Annotated in this window: 1 rRNA gene; it reads left to right on the top strand. The window is 41.2% G+C overall.

Annotation, left to right across the window (positions count from 1 at the left end):
- Nucleotides 1–5: 5 nt before the first annotated feature.
- Nucleotides 6–117, top strand: a 5S ribosomal RNA gene (gene rrf, locus HQN83_RS25195).
- The last annotated feature ends 405 nt before the right edge of the window (nt 118–522 follow it).

The raw sequence follows: 522 nt of genomic DNA, 5'->3' as shown, positions 1-522 counted from the left end.
AATATTTAGGTGCCTATATCGGTGGTGTCTACCTCTTCCCATTCCGAACAGAGAAGTCAAGCCCACCAGAGCCGATGGTACTGCGGTAACACGTGGGAGAGTAGGTCGGTGCCAAATCTTATAGAAGCCCTGTAGCTAAAAGCTGCAGGGTTTTCTTGTTTATAGCTAGTTTGGGTTTATAGCTACTGCTAAGCTATTGGCCTAAAAATTATAATCATCCGTAATCCTGAATTCGTCATTCTGAATTTGTCATGCCGGCGAAGGCCGGTATCAGGATCTCACACTAACAAGGCTTTCTTTCTTTCTTTCGTGAGGTCCTGACCTCGAAGAAGCTGCAAAGCACAATAAATTCAAGATGACGATCGATTAAATAATGACGACAGTTTATAAATTGTCATTATCACTTTGTTGATGATTATTAACCCTCACTTTACCTCGCTATTTATCAAAAACTAAGGTGTAAGCAGTAATGATTCAATGGAGGCATACTGGCCAGGTTATTGGTTTTTGTGAAGCACTCTT

The sequence above is a fragment of the Pedobacter foliorum genome, from assembly GCF_013266735.1.
Classification (GTDB): domain Bacteria; phylum Bacteroidota; class Bacteroidia; order Sphingobacteriales; family Sphingobacteriaceae; genus Pedobacter; species Pedobacter foliorum.
Note: the sequence above shows the minus strand (reverse complement) of the source record. Positions and strands in the feature narration are given on the sequence as shown.